Genomic DNA, 18091 nt, shown 5'->3' with positions numbered 1-18091 from the left:
GGTGGAGGCTCAGCGAGGAGGGCGGCCAGGGGGAGATCAAGCCGTTCTCTGAGCGTGGCCCTTTCGCTGGACGAGAATTCTGAGGGGGTGCGGCAGAAACCTGGCGTGAGGGTCACAAGCCTTTCGTTTGTTCCCACCACAATGTTGTCGGCGAAGTTGGTTGCGTGCCCTATCACGGAGGGCAGCCAGGGTGAACCTGGTGCCCTAGGCCTTGAAAAACGCCCGCAACACCGTGGCTACAGTCTTCGGTTTTCCGAGCCGATCTGTATTCCAGGGGCCACCATGACCCAGCCCCCTCAACTCGATGCGCTGCGATCTCGGCAGCACCTGTTCCAGCGCCACGGCCGATGTGAGGAAGTACTTGGCGCTCCCGGTTGAGGTCAGCAGCAGCACCCCGCTCAACACCGACCTAAACGTCTCAAATCTGTTCTGCATACTGCCGACATCCTTGAAGTCGAACTGCATCGTCGGCACCAGGGTCCGCAGAGGAGGATACTCCCGAGTTTTTCGCCGGTCATCCAGGCGCAGGATGCCAGCGACAGCCAGCTCAAGCAGCGGACGCGGGAGGACAGTCAGAATGGGCGACGCGGTTCCAGAGATGGTCAGCGCGGTGACCATGGCGGCGGCGGTCTGGCCCGCCTCGATTTCCCGGTCGAAGCGCGAGACCAGATCAAGGCGCATCTGCTCGGGCGGCACCCAGAGCGGCGCTTCGTATAGCGCGAGTTTGTGCACGGACGGCAGGACACGCGCCGCCTCAAGGGCGATGACGGCCCCCGAGCTGAGGCCGAAGAGAAAGTGGGCGCCGGAATGGTTCAAGACGGACTCCACATCCTCCACCTCTCTGGCAATGACGTGATCGGGGTGGTAGTCGCGTGGGCTCAGGGGGCGGCCACGACGCTCCGGCACCAACACGGTGAAATCGGTGGCGAGGTCGCTGGCCAGCTCGTGATAGCTCTGCGTGGTGCCTATCGCGCCATTCACCAGCACCATGGCGGGGCCAGAGCCGTACTCCCTGTAGCCGATCCTCGTGCCATCGTTCGAGGTTACGAAGCCAAGGCCGTACTCGGCGTCACGCTTCGCAGAACGGCGTGCCTGGCCACTCATGTCTGTTCCACACAGGCGCCACACGGATTCATGGGTGAGTCAACACCTGCACACCGCGCTCGGTAAAGTCCTGCGCCTGGCGTCAATCGTGGGGGCTTGCCCGGCTGTCTGTGACAGCCACTTGGTTCGGCAACGCTCTGGTCAAGGCATATGCTCGTGTTCCGGTAACGCTGATCATCGACACCGTACAGGGCCTGAAGTTCTCTCATGCCCTATGTTCGGGGCTCACGACCTGATCTGTTGGCGCAATTGGTGAAGTCGCCTTGGTGCCGGTTCATAGCCTTGTCCATGATGAGCGTGTCGGCGGCTGGCTCGTGTGTATCCACAGCATGTCGCCCTGCAGCCTTACACAGTGCTCCATATCCCGCAGACACTGCTGTATAAGTTCTCGGTTTAGTCGATAAAAATAAGTCCGGGTTTCATACTCAATCAGGCCATTCGTCATGGTGGTGTGAGACGTTCTTTTCTAGACTGCGCCCATGTATGTCTCCGACCTGAACCTGATCACCAAAGCGCGTCTGCAGGAAACGCAGAACGTCGCCCTGTCTCAGCCCACGGCCAGGCACCCGCTGCGCTGGGTGCGGCGCGCCGTGCTGAACGCCGTCCGCCGCTGAGGCCGCCTGCCAACCGGCCCTGCCGGGCGCTATCCTGAAAGCTATGCCCGCCGCCCCGACCACCGAGCCCCTGCGCGTGTCGGGCGGCGTGAACAAGGTGCGCTTCCGCTCCGAGTCGGGCTTCACGGTCATGACCGCGCGCATCCGCAACACCGATGGCGAAGACCCGGACGCCACCGTGATCGGCGTGATGCCCCCGCTGGAGGCCGGCGACACCTTCAGCGCCGACGTCCTGATGGAGGAGCACCGCGAGTACGGCTACCAGTACCGCGTGCTGAACATGGTGCTGGAGGCCCAGCCGGCGGATCTGACCGAGGCCGGCATCGCGGCGTACCTGGAGGCGCGCGTGGGCGGCGTGGGCAAGGTGCTGGCCGGGCGCATCGCGCGCACCTTCGGCCCCGGCACCTTCGACATCCTGGAACAGGAGCCCGACAAACTGCTGCAGGTGCCGGGCGTGACCGCCTCGACGCTGCACAAGATGGTCTCCAGCTGGTCGCAGCAGGGCCTGGAACGCCGGCTGCTGGCCGGTCTGCAGGGCCTGGGCCTGAGCATTTCCCAGGCGCAGCGGGCGGTCAAGCACTTCGGCGAGGCCGCGCTGGAACGCCTGCAGGCCGACCTCTTCGCGCTGACCGAGGTCGAGGGCATCGGCTTTCTCACCGCCGACAAGCTCTGGCAGTCGCAGGGCGGCGCGCAGGACGACCCCCGCCGCCTGACCGCCGCCGCCGTGTACGCGCTGCAGCAGGCCGCGCAGCAGGGCGGGCACTCCTTCCTGCCGCGCAGCCGCGCCGAGCGGGGCGTACTCCACTACACGCGGGTCAGCCTGCCGCAGGCCAAGCTGGCGGTCGACACGGCCGTGGAACTGGGCCGCCTGACGGCCGACGAACTGCCGCTCTTCGAGGGCGAGACCGGGACTGAAGGCCGGATCTACCTGCCCCACGTGCTGCGCGCCGAGAAGAAGCTCGCGGGGCTGATCCGCACCCTGATCGCCACGCCGCCCGGCGGCGACGAGTGGCTGATTCCGGCGGGCAGCGCGGTGGGCTTATCGGGCGAGCAGGCCAGCGTGCTGGGGCTGCTGGAGGAACACCGGCTGGTGGTGCTCACCGGCGGCCCCGGCACCGGCAAGAGCACGACCACCCGCGCGGTGGCCGATCTGGCCGAGAAGCTGGGCCTGGAGGTCGCGCTGTGTGCGCCCACCGGCAAGGCCGCGCGGCGGCTGGGCGAGGTCACCGGCCGCTCGGCCAGCACCGTGCACCGGCTGCTGGGTTACGGCCCGGCCGGCTTCCGGCACAACCACCTGGAACCGGCCCCCTACGACCTGTTCATCGTGGACGAGGTCTCCATGATGGGCGACGCCCTGATGCTCTCGCTGCTCTCGGCCGTGCCGCCGGGCGCCCGCGTGCTGCTGGTGGGCGACACCGACCAGCTCCCCCCGGTGGACGCCGGCCTGCCGCTGCTGGCGGTCGCCCAGGCCGCGCCCACCGTGCGCCTCACGCGGGTGTACCGGCAGGCGGCCGAGAACCCGATTATCCGCGCCGCCCACGGGCTGCTGCAGGGACAGGCCCCGGCGTGGGGCGATCCGCGCCTGAACCTCACCGAGACCGACCCCGACGGCGGCGCCCGGCGCGTGGCCCTGATGGTGCGTGAGCTGGGCGGCCCGGCGCGCGTGCAGGTGCTGACCCCCATGAGAAAGGGGCCGCTGGGCATGGATCACCTGAACCACCACCTGCAGGGCCTCTTCAACCCCGGCGAGGGCGGTGTGCGGATCGGCGAGGGCGAGGCGCGCGCCGGGGACGCCGTGGTGCAGACGAAGAACGACTACAGCAACGAGATCTTCAACGGCACCCTGGGCACCGTGCTCAGGGCCGAGGGCGGCAAGCTCAGCGTGGATTTCGACGGCAACATCGTGGAACTCGCGGGCGCCGAACTGTTCAACCTGCAGCTCGGCTACGCCCTGACCGTGCACCGTGCCCAGGGCAGCGAATGGGATACGGTATTGACCGTGCTGCACGAGGCGCACATGCCCATGCTGTCGCGCAATCTGGTCTACACCGCCCTGACCCGCGCCCGCGAACGCTTCTACTCGGCCGGGTCGGCCAGCGCCTGGGACAAGGCCGCCGGCCGCCAGCGCGAGGCCCGCAACACCGCCCTGCTGGAACGCATCCGGGCGAGGTAGGCCAGGCGGGGTCAGAGCAGGCGGAACCGGATCGAGCGGGGGGCGCACGCCGGCCGGCAGCCCGGGCGTATCCGGAAAAGTGAGGAGACTTCTCTGACAAAAATCTGACACGACCCCCCCTGAATGTATGGTTTTGCCGCCCTGGCCCCCAGACTGGGGTGAGGCCCCCCCTCCACATCATTCATACTCTGGGGATGCAGGCCCCCCACCGAACCCAGGGCGCGACGCTGATCGTGTCGCTCCTGTTCGTCATGCTGATCCTCGCTGTGATTATGGCCGTGACCGCCCAGGTGACCCTGTCGACCCGCCGCTCGACCGCCGATCAGCAGCGGGTGCTCAGTGCCCGCTACGCCGCCGAATCCGGCGTGGCGCAGGTGCAGGCCCGGCTGCGGGTCATGAAGGCGCTGACCGACGCCTCCAGCATCCCGCCGACGGTGGGCAACTCGGTGGTCGAGGCGAGGATCAGGGACTTGTGCGGCGTGACGGTTCTGCCCCCGGCCACGCCGGCGGGAGCGCGGGTCTGCGAGTTCCCGGACGACCGCCTGAGCAACGCTTCCCAGGTGTCGATCTTCCGGCTGGCCATCGGGGCCGACAAATTCGCCCAGCAGGGCTTCACGCGGGTCAGCGAGGCCGACCGGGACGCCTTCTGGACCGGCATGTTCTCCGGCCCGGGCGGCACCGAGTACGCGGGGAGCAGCGGGGCCGGGCGCTATCAGGCGCGGTTCGGTCTGGCGCCCACCGAACTCAGGCGTTACCCCGGCGGCTACCGGCTGTATTTCACCGTGCCCCCGCTCGCCTCGGCGGGCACCGACGGGCCGGCCACCCAGAACCTCCAGGCGCGGGCGACCTCCAGCGGCGCCGCCGCGACCTACTTCCTGAGCATCGGGCGGCCGTCGTTCGCCACCTATGCGCTGTTCACCAACCACCATTTCCAGAGCGAGGCGGCCGAGCAGGAAGGCAAACGCATCAACTTCACCAAGCGCACCATCTTCAGCGGGCCGGTGCACACCAACCAGCACTTCCTGTTCGAGGGCGACGCGGGGGGCCAGCCCATCTTCTGGGGCGAGGTCACCAGCGCCGGGTGCCCGGATGGCCGGATCGGCACGGTGATCGTCGAGGGGAAGTCCAGGCCCGGCTGCACGGTGGCCGAGGATCCTGGTGCCTACTTCGACTCCTCGGCCGGCACCTTCGTCAGGGACGAGGAGATGACCCCTTCGAGGGCCGCCCCCGCGTCCGGCGACAACAGGCCGGTCTTCAACAGCACGGTGCAGTGGGACAGGGACTTCATTCCCCTGCCGGTCAACAGCAACGACCAGAACGCGGCCGCCAGGACGGGCGGCCTGTACCTGAGCGGCGACGTGACCCGGCTGCAGCTCTTCCGCGACGTGATCGCCGGCAGCGAGCGCCAGCGCATCAGCTACGAGCAGGGGGGCGTGCTGGTGCAGCTCCAGTACGGCGAGGACGGCCGGCTGTTCCTGTGGCAGGGCGGCGCCTGGGTCAGCGCCGGGCGCGACGCCGACGGGAAGATCGTCGCCTCGGGCACCCAGACGACCTTCAACGGCGTGATCTCGGTGGACGGCGGCGGCATCCAGGATCTCAACGGCGGCCCCAATGTCGCGCAGGCCGGGCCGGAGGGCGCCAGTATCGCCAGCTTCGCCGGAGTGACTGTGGCCGCCACCGGCACTGTGAACGTCACCAGCAGCCTGAAGTACACCGATCCGCCCTGCGCGGGACAGAATACCGAGGCCGCTCCCGCCCGCTGCGAGAACCTGGGCGCCCGCAACATCCTGGGCGTGTACTCCAGCGCCGGCAACATCGACCTGATCAGCCCGGAGAGCTGCGGCGGAAGCTGCCCCAACATCGGGGCCGATCCCGAGATCCACGCCGTCATGATGGCCAGCCAGGGGGCCGTGCAGGTCAAGGCTTTCGACCAGGGGCCGCCGCTGGGGATCGTCAACCTGATCGGCGGGGTGATCGAGAACTACTACGGCGCCTTCGGGCAGTTCAGCGCCTCCGGCCCCACCCACGGCTACGGCCGCAACTTCGTCTACGACCCGCGCACCTCGGACGGCTACGCCCCGCCCGCCTTCCCCACCCAGCAGAACTGGACGATCGAGCTGGGCAGTGTGGGCGCAGAGGGCGGCGAGCAGGTGCTGGACAAGAACGCCGGGGGCCGGGGCATCCGGCTGCAGGGCGACTCGGTGAGCGTGGGGAGCGGGCGCCCATGAGGAGGCCCTCGAGGACGGCCAAGAGGCGGGCTGCCGGCTTCACGCTGCTGGAGCTGCTGCTGGTGATCGCCATCCTGGGCATCGTCGCCGGCATCTTCAGCTGGTTTTTGCTGCGGAGCCTGCGCCAGACCGAGCTGCGCGACGCCGGGGCCCAGCTGGTCGCCGACCTGCGCCGGGCCCGCTCGGATGCCCAGAAGTCCGGGCAGGTCACGACCCTGCAGCTCGATCCCCTCAAGACCGGCTACACCGTCCGGGTCGGCGCCGGCACGCCCGCCGCCCGTGAGCTGCCGCACCGGGTCATGGTCGAGACCGAGACGGGGCCGCCGCAGGTGCTGTACCAGCCGCCCTTCGGCACCCTGGACGACAGCGGGGTGGTGTGGCGGCTCCGCAGCCTCTCGTACACCGACCTGCAGCTCTATGTGAAGGTCGTCGGGATCACGGGCAAGGTGATGCTCAGTGGCGCGGCCGACTGATTTCCAGGCGCGCGCCGGCTTCACGATCATCGAGGTCATCGTGACCATCGCCCTGCTGAGCGTGATCGTGCTGGTGGTGCTCACCCCGCTGACCGGCTTTTTCGGCCTGACCCGCCGCAGCAACCAGCAGGTCGATGCCACCCAGGCGACCCAGCGCGCCCTGGAGACCATCCGGGGCGAGTGGCTGAACCTGGGCCGCTACGATCAGGCTTGTATCACCCTGCCCCTGCCCGCCACCACGCCGCCCCTGCAGGTCGAGGTCACCAACCTCGATCCCGACGGCCAGCCCCTGGGCGCCGCGCCCTGGCGGGTCGACTGCACTGCGGGCACGCTGCTCAGTCCGCCCGACACCTCACCGCTGCGGCGCGTGCAGGTCACGCGGCAGGACAGCAGCGGCCGGGTGCTCTCCCAGCTGAGCGTGCTGGTGGATCGGCCATGAGCGCGGCCCCCTGTGGCGGCCCGCGTGCAGGCCCGCCGCCCTCTGCCGGCTTCACGCTGATCGAGCTGCTGGTCGCGGTGGCGCTGGGGCTGGCGATCCTGGTGGTCGCCAGCGACCTGCTGATCTCGTCGTCGCGCTCGGCCTCGGACGTGCAGGGGCGCAACGAGCTGCTGCAGGAGAGTCAGATCGCCCAGAACTACCTGGTCGGCCAGCTGCGGGAGGCGGTGTACGTGTTCCCGCAGGGCACGGCCCTGACCCTGGGCAGCTCGGGCTACGCGACCCAGAATCCGGTCAGCGGCGGGCAGACCTGGACGGTCAATGCCGGCGCGCCCATCGTCGCCTTCGTGCGCCCGCCCAGCCTGCTGCCGGGCTCGCCCGACCCGCTGGTCTCCGGCTCCACGGTCGGGAGCTGCAAGAACGCCGCCGGTGCCGGCGTGAACGACCAGCGCGCCTGCTACAAGTTCATGGCCTATTACCCGGTCTCGCGGAGCGTCTGGGTGGGCGGCGCCACCAGCGAGAACCGCCCGGCCGAGGACAGCGCCAACCCGACCCGGTGGGTGCTCGTGGAGTACCGCAGCAACTACCTCGACCCGCCCAGCCTGGCCAGCCTCTCGGCGGCGGCCTATTCCCGGACGGGCGGCGAGGCGCGGCTGCTGCTGGACTACGTGCAGCCCCCGGCGCTGGCCCTGCCGGACACGCCGCCCCTGTTCCAGACGGGGAACCTCGGCGGCGGCAGCGCCGTGAACCAGCGGCCGGGTGACTTCAACGTGACCGTGAACCTGGCCGTGTCGCGCCGGATCGGGCGGCGGGACGTGACGGTGCCCGGCCGCGGCGCCAGCGCCCTGGATTCCGTGACCACCGTGGTCGTGGTGCCCCGCAACCTGGGCAACCTGCCCGACTGATCAATGGTTCGGACAGTTATGACGAACTGTTGGTCGTCCACTCAAATGAGTCCATCTGGGACGCCTTTCCCGCTCACCCCCTCCCAACCTCCCCCATCAAGGGGGAGGGGCAAAAACGGCGTGTTTATCGCCAGAGGAGCACCCCGATTTGGAAAGTGTCCTACGGAAGGCGGCCCAGTCGCTCAGATTCAACCCGACCGAAGGGAGAAGCGAAAAGGACGCGTTGTGCAATGCGGAGGAACATCCGGCGCTCTCCCGGATGTTTCGGAAATAAGCGCAACGCGTCCTTTTCCCTGTGAGCGTTCCCGGCACTGGCGACGCCGGGCCGGAGTGCTCCGGGCGCGGGGCCCCACCGGGCGGGGCGTGCTATCCTGAAATCCCGGAGGCCGAGTGCCCCGGCTTTTCTTTTTCTGGCCCCCCAGCCGGCCACAGGGGTCAGGCGCTCGGAAGCGACATGAAATACATCTTCGTCACCGGTGGCGTGGTCAGTTCCCTGGGCAAGGGAGTCGCCAGCGCGTCCCTGGGCGCCCTGCTGCGGGCGCGCGGCTACCGCGTGTCCGCCGTCAAGATCGACCCCTACATCAACATCGACGCGGGCACCATGCGGCCCTACGAGCACGGCGAGGTCTTCGTGACCGCGTCGGGCGCCGAGACCGATCTGGACATCGGCAATTACGAGCGGTTCCTCGATCTGGACATCCCGCCGGGCAGCAACATCACCACCGGGCAGGTCTACCAGGAGGTGATCCGCAAGGAGCGCGCCGGGGACTACCTCTCGCAGACCGTGCAGGTGATCCCGCACGTCACCGACGAGATCAAGCGCCGCATCCGCGCGGCGGGCGAGAGCGCGGGCGCCGAGATCGTGCTGATCGAGGTCGGCGGCACGGTGGGCGACATCGAGTCGCTGCCCTTCCTGGAGGCCATCCGCCAGTTCCGCTTCGACGAGGGCGACGAGAACGTGCTGTTCCTGCACCTGACGCTGGTGCCGTACCTGGGCACCTCCAACGAGTTCAAGACCAAGCCGACCCAGCACTCGGTGGCGACCCTGCGCTCGGTGGGCATCAGCCCGGACATCGTGATGGTCAGAAGCAAGGAGAAGCTGCCGCCCGAGATCACGCGCAAGATCGCGCTGTTCACCTCGGTGCGCGAGAACCGGGTCTTTTCCTCCTACGACGTCTCGCACGTCTACGAGGTGCCGCTGGCGCTGGAGGAGCAGGGGCTGGGCAAGGTCGTCGAGGATCTGCTGGGCCTGGAGCGCACCATGCCGAACCTGGGCGTCTGGACGAACGCGGTGCGGACGATCAAGCAGCCCTCGCGCGAGGTGACCATCGCCATCGCGGGCAAGTACACCGCCATGCCCGACGCCTACCTCTCGCTCATGGAGTCGCTGACCCACGCTGGGATCGCCAACGACGCCCGCGTGAACATCAAGTGGGTGAACGCCGAGGAGCTGGCCGACGGGGAGGAGGGCGACCTGCAGGGGCCGCTGGGCGACGCCGACGGCATCCTGGTGCCCGGGGGCTTCGGCATCCGCGGCATCGAGGGCAAGATCCGCGCCGCCGAGTACGCCCGCACCCGGGGCGTGCCCTACCTGGGGATCTGTCTGGGCATGCAGATCGCCGTGATCGAGTACGCCCGGCACGTGGCGGGCCTGTCGGGCGCCAACTCGGCCGAATTCGACGAATACGCCCCGCACCGCGTCATCGACCTGATGCCCGAGCAGCTGGACGTGGCCGGCATGGGGGGCACCATGCGGCTGGGCGACTGGCCCATGGAACTGCGGGAGGGCACCACCATCGCCGCTCTCTACGGGGTGCCGCAGGGAGGCACGGTGCGCGAACGCCACCGCCACCGCTACGAGGTCAACCCGGCCTACGTGGCGCAGCTGCAGGGCGCCGGCCTGACGGTCAGCGGGGTCACGCCGGGCATGAACGGGCGCGGCGCGGGACTCGTCGAGAGCATCGAGATCGCCGGGCACCCCTTCTTCGTGGCGTTGCAGGCCCACCCGGAATTCAAGAGCCGGCCCATGCGCCCCAGCCCGCCCTTCGCCGGCTTCGTGGCGGCGGCGCTGGAACGTCGGCACTCGGGCGCGGACTCAAGGGCCCACGCCGTTCAGGTCTGACCGTTCCCCCCCGAGGTCTCCGGGTGGACGCTGAGCCGCTTCAGCGCGGCGTCCACCTGCCTCGCCAGGTCGTCCGGAGTGCCGGCGTTGTCCAGCACCACGGTCGCCCTCCGGCGCTTCTCGCTGGCGGGCAGCTGGCGGGCGTCGCGGGCCAGCACCTCGTCCCGGCTCAGGCCGGAGCGGGCCATCACGCGGCTCAGGCGCACCTCCAGGGGCGCGTCCACGACCAGCACGGCATCCATCCCCGCCTCCAGTCCGCCCTCGAACAGCAGGGGAACGTCCTGCACGACCCAGGGCTCTCCACGGGCCGCCGCCTGGGCCTCCAGCGCCGCCATCCGGGCGCGCACGCGGGGGTGGATCAGGGCGTTCAGCTCGGCCAGCCGGGCGGGGTCGCCGAACACGGTGTCGGCCAGCGCCGCGCGGTCGAGCACGCCGCCCTGAACGCTGCCCGGGAAGCGCCGCGCGAGTTCGCTCAGCACCTCGGGCTCCCCGGTGACCAGCCGGGCCTGTTCGTCGGCGTCCAGCACGGTCAGGCCGCGTTCGCGCAGCAGCGCGGCCACCGTGCTCTTGCCCGCCCCGATGGAGCCGGTCAGGCCCAGGCGCTTGAGCGGAGAGGGAGCCGGGGACATGAGCCGGACTCTAGCAGGAGGCCCTGCTGGGAGTCCCGCTGCCCAGGTCAGCGGAACGTTGCCGCTGAATCTGCCTGCCTCTGTGCCCACGGTCGTAGGGAACCGCCTGAAACGGCTCATCCCCGGTCGGCCTTTATGCTCCGGCGTTCAGAAAAGTGTCAGATTCCCGGAGGGCTCGGGCGGCGCAGGCAGGGGCGCCGGAGGGTGGTCAAGGCGCAGAGGATGGGAGTTGCCCGGCCCAGGGGAGCAGCTTCGCCTGAGATCCCGACGCGGGCAGCCTGCAGGGCGCGGCACAGGGCATGAGAATCCTGATCAGATGCGGGTCAAGCGGGGCGGGGAGACTGTGCCCGTGAGCCCCATCCTGCCCGCTCCGTGTCTGGCGTGCCCCAGAGGCCCCCGCCCCCCTACGCCCTCCTCACTGGCACTTCACCCGGCCCTTCGCCGCGCTCCCGTATCATGAGGACATGTCCCATCCGGGCAGGACGTGGGCTGGGCCAACCAGCGCCATCCGATCTGAACCCCACGGAGGTTTCCGAGTGAACCCAAATCTCATCACCATCAGTCTGCTCGTCGCGGCGCTGCTGGGCGCCGCGACCGCCCAGACGACCCCGGCGGTGCCCGCACCCGCGCCGACCGCGCCCGCCCCCGCGGCCCCCGCCCCGGCCCAGGCGGCGCCGGCGACCCCCACCCGGCCCGTGCCCGCCGCGAACTATGTGGCCCTGGGCGTCTTCAATTACGAGCAGGGCAAGTACGACGAGGCCTACGTGGCCTTCCGCGCCGCCTCGGAGCTCGACCCGAAGAACACCGACGCCCTGCTGGGGCTGGGCCGCTCGCAGGTGAAGCTGCGCCTGTACAGTGCCGCCATCGAGTCCCTGAAGCGGCTGATCAGCCTGGACAGCCGGAACATCAGCGGCTATATCGCGCTGGCCCAGGCGTACCAGCAGCAGTACATCGGGGCCGGCGACCGCGCCAGCGTGGCGGGCAATCTGGCCGAGGCGCTGCGCGTGCTGGCCGACGCCGACACGCTGGCCCAGGGCCAGAGCGGCAACGACCGGTCGGTCAGCCTGAGCAAGGTCTGGAACGAGCGCGGCTACGTGTACAAACTGCAGGGTCAGGGCACGCAGGCCATTGAGGCGTTCAAGCAGGCCAGCACCCTGAACCCCGACAACTCGATCTTCCTGTACAACCTGGGCGACATGTACTACGCGACCGGCAACCTGCCGCTGGCGCTGGACTACCTGCAGCAGGCCGTGATCGCCGATCCGCGCGATCCCTACAACCGCGCCTACTACGCCAAGCTGCTGGCCCTGAGCGGCAACATCACGGCCGCGCGCCCGGAAGCGGCGCAGGCCGCCCGTCTGGCCCCCAGGAACGCCTACGCGGTCGGCCAGTACGGCGTGGTCAGCTACCTCGCCAAAGACGTGGCCACGGCCGGCACGCAGCTCGATGCCGCGGTCAAGCTCGATCCGCTGCGCTACCCGGAGTTCTACTACTACCTGGGGCGCCTGAAGCTCGATGCCGGCGACCTGCGCTCGGCACGGGACAACCTGACGCGGGCCGCCGCCCTGGGCAGCAACACCCCCGAATACGCCTACTACCTGGGCCTGAGCTATGAACGCGGCTCCGGGAACGTGGCTCCCGACCGCATCAAGGCCCGCGAGAGCTACGAGCGCGCCCTGAAACTGAGCCCCAACTACAAACTGGCGCAGGACGGCCTGACCCGGGTGCGTTGAGCCGCAGACCCGCGCCGGCCAGCCGGTAGGACAGCAGAGCACAGATGAAAGATCAGGGAGCCCCCGCCGCGTGCCGGGGCTCCCGTCTTCATGAGCGCCGGCCCTCCGGGCACCGGCCTTCATCAATGGAGCTGTGAGGCCCCCGAGAGGGGACACTCCACAGACTGATTCCAGATCAGGCCACGGCCTGAGAGGAGTCTTCGACATGTTCACACCCCGCCTGATTCCAGTGATGTTGTCCGCCCTGCTGCTCGCCTCGTGCGGCGGCGCGCCCACCGAATCCGCCCCCCCCACGGGCGACACGCCCCCCGACGGCGTGATGGCGCAGCTGCTCAAGGATCTGAACGCCGCGCGGGGCAAGGCCCAGCAGTGCGGTACCCAGCGCTTCCCCGCCGCCAGCCCGGTGACCTGGAACACGCAGCTCACCGCCGCCGCGCACGCGCACGCCCTGGATATGGCCAACCGCAACTACTTCGATCATGTCTCGCCGGAAGGTGGCCTGATGGAACAGCGCGTCGAGGCCGCCGGCTACGTGAACTGGCGTGAACTCGGCGAGAACATCGCCGCCGGCTATACCGCCTCCACGGTCATGCAGGGCTGGCTGGACAGCGAAAAGCACTGCGCGACCCTGATGGATCCGCTGCTGAGGGAAGTGGGGATCAGTGTCGTCGAAACGGTCAGCCCAGGCAACAAGTACGCCAACTACTGGGTGCAGGACTTCGGCACGCGCTGAAGCGTCGGAACACAGAGCGAAGATGGGCCGCCCCCGGTATGGAGGGCGGCCCATCTGAACTTCGGGTGGAGGGCGGGGCGGCTCAGCCCCCCAGATACGCGTGCAGCACGCGCTCGTCGTTCACGAGCTGGGCGCTGTCGCCGCCAAAGGTCATCTGGCCGGCTTCCAGCACGTAGGTGCGGTTGGACGAGTTCATGGCCAGCTTGGCGTTCTGCTCCACCAGCAGGATGGTCACGCCCTGCTCGTTCAGCTCGCGGATGATGGTGAAGATCTCGCGCACGATGATCGGCGCCAGCCCCAGCGAGGGCTCGTCGAGCAGCAGCAATCGGGGGCGGCTCATCAGCGCGCGGGCGATGGCCAGCATCTGCTGTTCGCCGCCCGACAGGGTGCCCGCCAGCTGATCCTTGCGCTCGCCCAGGCGCGGAAAGCGCTCGTACATCTCGTAGATGTCCGCTTTCACCTGTGGCCCCCGGCGGGTATACGCCCCCAGCTCCAGGTTGTCCTGCACGCTCTGGCGGGCCAGCACCTGCCTCCCCTCCGGGCTCTGGGCGATGCCGCTGCGCACCGCCTCGTCGGCGGGAATGCGGGTGATGTCGCGCCCGGCCAGCACGATGCGCCCCGCCGCTGGCCGCTGCAGGCGCGAGACGGCGCGCAGCGTGGTGGTCTTGCCCGCCCCGTTGGCGCCGATCAGCGTGACGATCTCGCCCTCCTCGACGTGCAGCGAGAGCCCGCGCACCGCCTGGATGGCGCCGTAGTTCACGCTCAGGTTCTCGATCTCCAGCAGCGGCATGGTCACTCTCCTCCCAGGTAGGCTTCGATGACCTTGGGATCGCGCTGCACGCTGGCCGGGTCGCCCATGGCGATCAGCAGGCCGAAGTTCAGCACGGCCACCCGGTCGCACAGGTTCATCACCAGCGGGACGTGGTGCTCGATGACCAGCACGGTCAGGTCGAAGCGGTCGCGCACTTCCCGGATGAAGGCGGTCAGCTGCCCCTTTTCCGAGGTGTTCATGCCGGCCGCCGGTTCGTCGAGCAGCAGCACGCGCGGCTCGGTCGCCAGCGCGCGGGCGATTTCCAGGCGGCGCTGATCGCCGTAGCTGAAGTTGCTCGCCAGCTCGCCCGCGCGGTCGCTCAGGCCCACCAGATCGAGCAGTTCCCAGGCGCGGCGCTCGACCTGCGCCTCCTCGGGCCGCGAGGTGCCGAACACGCCCTGCCACAGCCCGGCGCGGGTGCGGACGTGCTGGGCGATCTTGACGTTCTCCAGCGCCGAGAGCCCCCGGAACAGGCGGATGTTCTGGAAGGTGCGGCTCATGCCCAGCGCCGCCACGCGGTTGGGTTGCAGGCCGGTGACCGTGGTGCCCCGGTAGGTCAGGGTGCCTGCGCTGGGCGGGGTCAGGCCGGTCATCAGGTTGAACAGCGTGGTCTTGCCCGCGCCGTTGGGGCCGATCAGCCCGAAGATCTCGCCCTCGTAGACGTCGAAGGAGACGTCGTTCACGGCGATCAAGCCGCCGAAGCGCCGGGTCATGTTGCGGGCCTGCAGCACGACCGTGGGGTCAGGGTGGGGGGCCGTCATGGTTTGACCTCGGCGGTGGGCAGGGGTGGGGGAGAGGCGGGCCGCTGCGGCGGCGGGGCGCGGCGCAGGCGTTCCAGCGCGCCCACGATGCCCTGCGGCAGGTACAGGCTGGCCACGACCAGCACCAGGCCGTTGATCACCAGGCGCCAGTCGGCCAGGAAGCGCAGCACCTCGGGAATGGCGGTCAGCAGCGCGCCGCCCACCACCGGCCCCCAGATGTTGCGCGAGCCCCCGATCAGCACGAAGGCCAGGATGGCGATGGAGGCGTCGAAGGTGCCCTGCTTGGCGTTCCAGGTGTTCAGGAAGGGCGCGCTCATGGCGCCCACGATGCCGGCCAGCACCGCGCCGATCACGAAGGCCAGCACCTTGTACTGGGTGGGCGGCACGCCCATGGCGTCGGCGGCCAGCTCGTCCTCGCGGATGGCGCGCAGGGCGCGGCCCACCCGCGAGCGTTCCAGCTGCCGCGCGAACAGCAGGGTCAGGATCAGCAGCGGCCCGAAGATGAAGATGTACTGCCAGCGATCCTGGAAGCCGAAGCTCTGCGGAATCCCGAAGATGCCCACCGCGCCGCCCGTGAAGCTCAGGTTCAGCGACACGACGCGCAGGATCTCCACGAAAGCGATGGTCGCCAGCGCCAGATAAATGCCGCGCAGCCGCAGCGCCGGCACGCCGACCGCCAGGCCCAGCAGGCCGCTGAGCACGGCCGCCACGACCCAGGTCAGCACGAACACGCCGTTCCCCAGCGCGTCACGGAGCCCGGCGAAGGCGGGGTTGGTCAGCATGATCGCCGCCACGTAGCCGCCCAGCGCGTAGAAGCCGGGCGAGGCGAGGCTCAGTTGTCCGGCCTGCAGGGGAAAGTACAGGCTGAGGCCCAGCAGGCCCGCCTGGATCATGGTCACGATCAGGAAGCCGTAGGTGGAGAGAAAGTCGGTCATGGCTTATACCTTCTGGATCGCGTTCTTGCCCAGCAGCCCCTGCGGGCGCACGAGCAGGATGATGAACAGCAGCGCGAAGGCCACGGCGTCCTTGTAGGCCGAGTAATCCGCCGGCACGAAGGCCTCGGCCAGCCCGATCACCAGCCCGCCCAGCACGGCGCCCGGAATGGAGCCCAGGCCGCCCAGCACGATCACCGCGAGCCCCTTGAGTCCGTACACCACGCCGAAATACGGCCCGGCCACGCCGAAGGCCGTGCCCACCAGCGTGCCGGCCAGCCCACCCAGGAAGCCCGACAGGAAGAAGGTGATCAGGATGAAGCGGTCGACCGAGATGCCCAGCAGCGAGGCCGTGCTGGGGCTCTCGGCCACCGCCCGCAGCGCCTTGCCGATCTTGGTGCGGCCGATCACGTACCCCAGGATGGCGAGCATCACCAGACTGACCGCGAAGATGATGACCTGCACAGTGCGGATGATCACGACCTTGCCGCCCAGCACGAACGACAGCGCGGGTGGCGTATCGCCGTAGGCGTCCGAGGGGAAGTTGTAGATCTCCGCGCCCACCAGAAGCTGGATCAGGTTCACGATCACCAGCGCCACCCCCAGCGAGCTGACCAGCGCCAGCAGCGGGTCGGCGCCGCGCGAGCGCATGGGCCGGAAGGCGAGGCGCTCGATCAGCACCGCTACCAGCCCCGCGCCGATGGCCCCGAGCAGCGTAGCGAGCGCGAAGGTCAGCGGCTGCCCGGAGAAGGGGGAACCGTTCGGGAACAGGTTGATGCCCTTGAGGAGCCCGTTGTTCTCGAACTGTCCCACGACCAGCGTGTACGTGAAATACGCGCCCAGCGTGAACACCGCCCCGTGCGCGAAATTGATGATCCCCAGGATCGAGAAGACCAGCGTGTAGCCCAGCGCGAAGATCGCGTAGACGCTCCCGATGGCCAGCCCGTTCATGAGGTTCTGGACGAATTGACTCAGCTCCATGTGGCTCCTTTCAAGGAAACGCCGTCAGCGTTCAGGGGGCTGACGGCGGGGAGGGCTCTAAGCTCTGGGCTATGGGCTATGAACGGGCTGACGATGGAGGCTCTTGCTCACAGCTCACAACTCAGAGCACACAGCGCCTTACTTCAGGTACACGAACGAGCCGGTCTTGGCGTCCTTCATCTTGATCTGGGCCACGTAGAACTCTTTCTGCTGCACCTCGCCTTCCTTGTCGAAGGAGATCGGGCCCAGCGGGGTGTTGTACTTGCCGCTCAATATCTGCTTGTTCAGTTCCTCGCGCAGGTCGCCCAGCTCCCAGGTGCTGAGCTTCTTCTTGCGGTCGATGGCCCGCAGCGCCTCCACCATGACCTGCACGCCGGCGTAGGCCTGGGCGGCGAACTGGGGCGGGGCCTTCTTGTACTGCGCGGTGTATTCCTTGACGAACACCTGATTGGCCGCGCTGGGCTGGGCCGGGCTGTACGCCTGGGCGATGATCACGCCGTCGCACAGCTTCTGGCAGACCGGGAACATGTTCGAGGTGTTCAGGCCGTTGCCGCCGATGATCAGGCCCTTGTAGCCCAGCTGCCGGAGCTGCTTGACGAGGTTGCCGCCGTCGGCCGCGAGGCCCGAGATGATCACCAGTTCGACCTTGGCGTTCAGCACGGCCGTGACCTGGGTGGTGAAGTCGGTGTCGGTGGTCTGGAACTTCTGCACGGTCGCCACGTTCAGGCCCTGGGCCTTGGCGGTCTCCTGGAAGGTGCCGGTCTCCGAGGTCGAGAAGGCGTCGTTCTGGGCGTACAGCACGGCCACGCTCTTGATGCCCGGGTCGAGTTTCAGCGCCTGGCGCACGGCGTTGGGAGCCACGACCGCCACCGGAGCCGACACGCGGGCGATGAAGTTGCCGATCTGCGGAATGCCCTTGGCGGTGTTGCTCGGCCCCAGCACGGGCACCTTGGCGCGCTCGGCGATGGGGTCGGAGGCGAAGGCCTGCTGCGAGAGGGTCGGCCCGACGATGCCCAGGACGCGGTCTTTGGTGATCAGGTTCTGGAAGGCGTTGATGGCGCCGGCCTCGTCGCCGCCGGTGTCCTGGAACACCAGCTTGAAGGGCGTGCCGTTGATGCCGCCGCGCCCGTTCAGGAACTTCTCGGCGAACTTGGCGCCGATGACCTGCTCCTGGCCCAGCAGGGCGGTGTTGGAGGTCTGGGCCACGGCCACGCCGATCACGATGGACTCGACCTTCTGGGCCTGCGAGAGGCTGGCCAGGGTCAGCAGGAGGGTGGCGCTCAGCATTCGCTTCATAAGACTCCTTGTGCGGGCAAACCCGCGCTCTCCAGACGACCTGCCAGATGACGTGTATGTCGCTGGAGCCGACGCGTGGCCAGGGGCTGGCGCGCACGCGGCGGTCTTGTGTTGTGTGACCCGGTGAGTGTAGGCTGAGCCCACCATCAAGTCAACTGTT

16 protein-coding genes are annotated in these 18091 nt (G+C 68.8%); 9 read left to right on the top strand and 7 right to left on the bottom strand.

Features of this window, described 5'->3' with window-relative positions; translation table 11 throughout:
• Window positions 1-204: 204 nt before the first annotated feature.
• The gene (locus tag CVO96_RS04805) at window positions 205-1104 is read right to left on the bottom strand and encodes an alpha/beta fold hydrolase (RefSeq protein ID WP_103310945.1); all 900 of its coding nucleotides are present in this window, start codon (window positions 1102-1104) and stop codon (window positions 205-207) included.
• Window positions 1105-1583: 479 nt separating this feature from the next.
• Between CVO96_RS04805 and CVO96_RS21570 the strand changes: the two genes are divergently transcribed.
• The 7 genes from CVO96_RS21570 (at window position 1584) to CVO96_RS04775 (ending at window position 10055) form a co-directional block, all read left to right on the top strand.
• On the top strand, window positions 1584-1718 hold the full coding sequence (locus CVO96_RS21570; RefSeq protein ID WP_279326995.1) for a hypothetical protein: 135 nt from the start codon (window positions 1584-1586) through the stop codon (window positions 1716-1718).
• Between the two features lie 43 nt (window positions 1719-1761).
• A complete protein-coding gene (gene recD2, locus CVO96_RS04800) occupies window positions 1762-3891 on the top strand; it encodes an SF1B family DNA helicase RecD2 (RefSeq protein WP_103310943.1) in 2130 nt (709 codons plus the stop codon).
• Window positions 3892-4085: 194 nt separating this feature from the next.
• Complete coding sequence (locus tag CVO96_RS04795; RefSeq protein WP_103310941.1) at window positions 4086-6119, top strand: DUF4900 domain-containing protein; 2034 nt, start codon at window positions 4086-4088, stop codon at window positions 6117-6119.
• Window positions 6116-6592, top strand: a complete 477-nt coding sequence (locus CVO96_RS04790) for a pilus assembly FimT family protein (protein ID WP_103310940.1) — start codon at window positions 6116-6118, stop codon at window positions 6590-6592. Before CVO96_RS04795 ends, CVO96_RS04790 begins: the two co-directional genes overlap by 4 nt.
• Entirely contained in the window at window positions 6576-7031 is a 456-nt protein-coding gene (locus CVO96_RS04785) for a prepilin-type N-terminal cleavage/methylation domain-containing protein (protein ID WP_103310937.1), read from the top strand. Before CVO96_RS04790 ends, CVO96_RS04785 begins: the two co-directional genes overlap by 17 nt.
• Window positions 7028-7933 (top strand): PilW family protein, encoded by a 906-nt coding sequence (locus tag CVO96_RS04780; protein ID WP_103310934.1) that lies wholly within the window; start codon window positions 7028-7030, stop codon window positions 7931-7933. The genes CVO96_RS04785 and CVO96_RS04780 overlap by 4 nt, the downstream gene beginning before the upstream one ends.
• Window positions 7934-8387: 454 nt before the next feature.
• Window positions 8388-10055, top strand: coding sequence for a CTP synthase (locus CVO96_RS04775; protein WP_103310931.1), 1668 nt, complete (start codon window positions 8388-8390; stop codon window positions 10053-10055).
• On the opposite strand, the gene coaE is transcribed toward CVO96_RS04775, so the two are convergent.
• Window positions 10046-10684 (bottom strand): dephospho-CoA kinase, encoded by a 639-nt coding sequence (gene coaE, locus CVO96_RS04770; protein ID WP_103310928.1) that lies wholly within the window; start codon window positions 10682-10684, stop codon window positions 10046-10048. The genes CVO96_RS04775 and coaE overlap by 10 nt on opposite strands.
• A 536-nt stretch (window positions 10685-11220) precedes the next feature.
• Between coaE and CVO96_RS04765 the strand changes: the two genes are divergently transcribed.
• Window positions 11221-12417, top strand: coding sequence for a tetratricopeptide repeat protein (locus tag CVO96_RS04765; RefSeq protein ID WP_243398165.1), 1197 nt, complete (start codon window positions 11221-11223; stop codon window positions 12415-12417).
• A gap of 205 nt (window positions 12418-12622) precedes the next feature.
• A complete protein-coding gene (locus tag CVO96_RS04760) occupies window positions 12623-13150 on the top strand; it encodes a CAP domain-containing protein (protein WP_103310921.1) in 528 nt (175 codons plus the stop codon).
• 82 nt (window positions 13151-13232) lie between these two features.
• Here the strand turns inward: CVO96_RS04760 and CVO96_RS04755 are convergent, their stop codons facing one another.
• From CVO96_RS04755 to CVO96_RS04735, 5 genes are all read right to left on the bottom strand, one after another.
• Window positions 13233-13940, bottom strand: a complete 708-nt coding sequence (locus CVO96_RS04755; RefSeq protein WP_103310918.1) for an ABC transporter ATP-binding protein — start codon at window positions 13938-13940, stop codon at window positions 13233-13235.
• A 2-nt stretch (window positions 13941-13942) separates the two neighbouring features.
• Complete coding sequence (locus tag CVO96_RS04750) at window positions 13943-14722, bottom strand: ABC transporter ATP-binding protein (RefSeq protein WP_103310915.1); 780 nt, start codon at window positions 14720-14722, stop codon at window positions 13943-13945.
• A complete protein-coding gene (locus CVO96_RS04745; protein ID WP_103310912.1) occupies window positions 14719-15657 on the bottom strand; it encodes a branched-chain amino acid ABC transporter permease in 939 nt (312 codons plus the stop codon). Before CVO96_RS04745 ends, CVO96_RS04750 begins: the two co-directional genes overlap by 4 nt.
• 3 nt (window positions 15658-15660) lie before the next feature.
• Window positions 15661-16635 carry a branched-chain amino acid ABC transporter permease gene (locus CVO96_RS04740; RefSeq protein ID WP_103310909.1) on the bottom strand — a complete coding sequence of 325 codons (975 nt, stop codon included), beginning with the start codon at window positions 16633-16635 and terminating at the stop codon, window positions 15661-15663.
• Window positions 16636-16773: 138 nt separating this feature from the next.
• Window positions 16774-17922, bottom strand: coding sequence for an ABC transporter substrate-binding protein (locus tag CVO96_RS04735; RefSeq protein WP_423739372.1), 1149 nt, complete (start codon window positions 17920-17922; stop codon window positions 16774-16776).
• Window positions 17923-18091: the final 169 nt, after the last annotated feature.

It is taken from the genome of Deinococcus koreensis (assembly GCF_002901445.1).
Lineage (GTDB): Bacteria > Deinococcota > Deinococci > Deinococcales > Deinococcaceae > Deinococcus > Deinococcus koreensis.
Note: the sequence above shows the minus strand (reverse complement) of the source record. Positions and strands in the feature narration are given on the sequence as shown.